The organism is Paraburkholderia tuberum STM678 (assembly GCF_902833905.1).
GTDB classification, from domain to species: Bacteria; Pseudomonadota; Gammaproteobacteria; order Burkholderiales; family Burkholderiaceae; genus Paraburkholderia; species Paraburkholderia tuberum.
The window spans coordinates 1-2,469 of record NZ_CADFGP010000151.1 but is presented as its reverse complement, the minus strand read 5'-3'; the positions used below and the strand labels follow the sequence as shown (position 1 = coordinate 2,469).

Below are 2,469 nucleotides of genomic sequence, written 5' to 3'. Positions count from 1 at the left end.
CCGTGGACAACCTGCGATTTGATCTTATCGGGAGGTGCCACACCGCATTAAACTCAACTGCAAATCTATCCGTCGAACCGGGTCAACCTCACTTCGACAGGAAACTGGCCGGTTCGGGCATTCCTGACCACGGCTGTGCTTTCGCGCACGACTGGTTCGACTTTCTCAATGGCCAGCGCTGATGCCAGAGCGGTGCGCCGTACCTTGTAGCAGGTTGCAGCCTCGCGCATACAACATGTCGATCAGATCGAACCAGCCGTCGCCGCACTTCGAAACCCCACAGGGAGAAAACCGTTGGGATGGCATCCAGATCATCAGCGACTGTCGGGTTGACGTCGAAGATGAGCGGGTATTTTGCCCGCAGGATGCCTGACAGTTCTCACGCACCGTTCTCTCGCTCCCATTCCTGTACCGCCATTGCAGCAACGGGATCGATTGTCCCATAGTGAAAAGCTCTCCGGAACCCGGAGTGCGGTGCACGGTCAGTGATGAGCGATGATGGCGTTCTGGAATGCGCTGTAAATTTTATAAGCGTCAGGCAGCGCGGCCGCTCGGCCAACCTGCTTCTCGCCCTACACCCTATACGCCGGGCATCGGAGATTGCGACAATGGCGCTCCCTGGAGCATATTGCGGTTATCGACTCGAGTCTGTCATGGCCGCATTCAGATCGGCTGCTCCATCGGGAAGAAGGGATAAGGCCGGAGCACCTGCGAACCTTTCTGGTCAGCCGCGTTCGCATGATGAACAGTGAAATGAGAGGCGGCTGTCAGTGACGCCGCGGACCGCATCCAGTATCTGCGCGATTGGCCACCGACAATCAGGGCATCGGCGAAACACTCGCAAAAGGGACAGGGATTCATGAGTACCAGGAACCACATCAGGTATCAGGCGAAAGAGGGTGATCAGCCCGGCTGGGATCTCTACACCGAGATTCTTGAGCCGGACGACGTCGTGTATCTCGAGCTCGACGGTGTAGCCGCTGAGGTCACGATGCTCGGCAACATGGAGCGCGGCCCGGGCGCGGTGCTGTTGCGCCTGCCGGTCGACACCGCGAAGCAGCTTGGTCTGGTGCCGCCGGACTGGGAAAATTCTGACTGGGGAAAAGGATAGGTCATGCGCGAATACCGGGACAGGACGGTGCAGGAGGTCGCGGCCTGCACATGCGACCGCTGCGGCCGGCGCATGACGCCCGTTGACGATCAGGGGGAGTGGTACGAAAAGATGGCGCTCGATTGGCGTGGCGGCTTTGGCTCGATTTTCGGCGACGGCGCGCATGTGAGCCTTGACCTTTGCCAGCAGTGTGTCCGCGATACGCTGGGGCGTTGGCTTCGCGTCGATCCGCCGTCCGGACCGGATGGCTCAATGCAAGCTCTGAAGGGCGTCGTGCCCCGACCCAATGCGCCGGTATCTGTCGACAGGATGAATCCCGGGGAATTTCACGAGCGCGACTAGAGCGTGTTAGGCACTTTGTGTCAGACCTGGTAACCTGGCGGCATGACAGAACGCAAGCCATACCCAACGGATGTTTCGGACGAGGAATGGAGCTTCGCCGCTCCGTACCTGAGCTTGATGAGCGAAGATGCACCGCAGCGCCGATACGAACTGCGCGAGATGTTCAACGCGCTGCGCTGGATGGCGCGCGCCGGCGCGTCCTGGCGTATGCTGCCGACCAACTTCCCGCCGTGGGAACTGGTCTACCAGCAAACGCAACGCTGGCTGAACGCGGGTTGCTTCGAGGCGATGGTGAACGATTTGCGCTCGGTGTTGCGCGCGGCTCAGGAACGGCAAGGCCAGCCCAGTGCGGTCATCCTGGATGGACGCACATTGCAGTCCACGTGTGAAAGCGGCCCGCGTGCGGGCTACGACGGTTACAAGCGCAAGCGAGGCAGCAAAGTTCACATGGCTGTCGACACGCTCGGCCTGCTGCTCGCGGTGCATATTACGCCGGCCAACGAGCAGGAGCGCGCCCAGGTGGGTGAGCTCGTGCGTCAGGTTCAGCGCGTAACCGGTCAGACGGTGAAAGTTGCATTCGCTGACCAGGGCTATACGGGCGACACGGCTGCGCAGGCCGCACGCGAAGAAGGCATTGAGCTGCAGGTCATCAAAATGTCTGAGGCGAAGAAGGGCTTCGTGCTGCTGCCCCGTCGCTGGGTGGTCGAGCGCAGCTTTGGCTGGCTCAACCGATTCAGGCGCCTTGCACGCGATTACGAGCGCTTGCCTGAAACGCTGGCAGGCCTGCACTTCGTCGTCTTCGCCATGCTTATGCTCGTTCATGCTGCACCGATTATGCAAAGTTCCTAACACGCTCTAGAGGGAATGGCACTTACTTAAGCCCGTGGAGCGTGCCCATATTTTTGGACGCGCTCACGTGCGATGTGACGAGGCTCTTTCAGCCATGGGTAGGACTTCGGTCTTCGTTTGCGCATTCGTGGTTCGATGCGACCGGGGCGACTCCCAACGCAAGACTG

At 60.2% G+C, this 2,469-nt stretch carries 3 protein-coding genes and 1 pseudogene; all 4 read left to right on the top strand.

What is annotated here, in order from left to right:
• Positions 1-182 (top strand): annotated as a pseudogene (locus tag HWY30_RS41265) (hypothetical protein); the annotation flags it as partial.
• A 677-nt stretch (positions 183-859) separates the two neighbouring features.
• Positions 860-1,111, top strand: coding sequence for a hypothetical protein (locus HWY30_RS40620; RefSeq protein ID WP_090806453.1), 252 nt, complete (start codon positions 860-862; stop codon positions 1,109-1,111).
• Between the two features lie 3 nt (positions 1,112-1,114).
• Positions 1,115-1,453, top strand: coding sequence for a hypothetical protein (locus tag HWY30_RS40615; protein ID WP_244145218.1), 339 nt, complete (start codon positions 1,115-1,117; stop codon positions 1,451-1,453).
• A gap of 42 nt (positions 1,454-1,495) precedes the next feature.
• Complete coding sequence (locus HWY30_RS40610; RefSeq protein WP_090806451.1) at positions 1,496-2,302, top strand: IS5 family transposase; 807 nt, start codon at positions 1,496-1,498, stop codon at positions 2,300-2,302.
• The last annotated feature ends 167 nt before the right edge of the window (positions 2,303-2,469 follow it).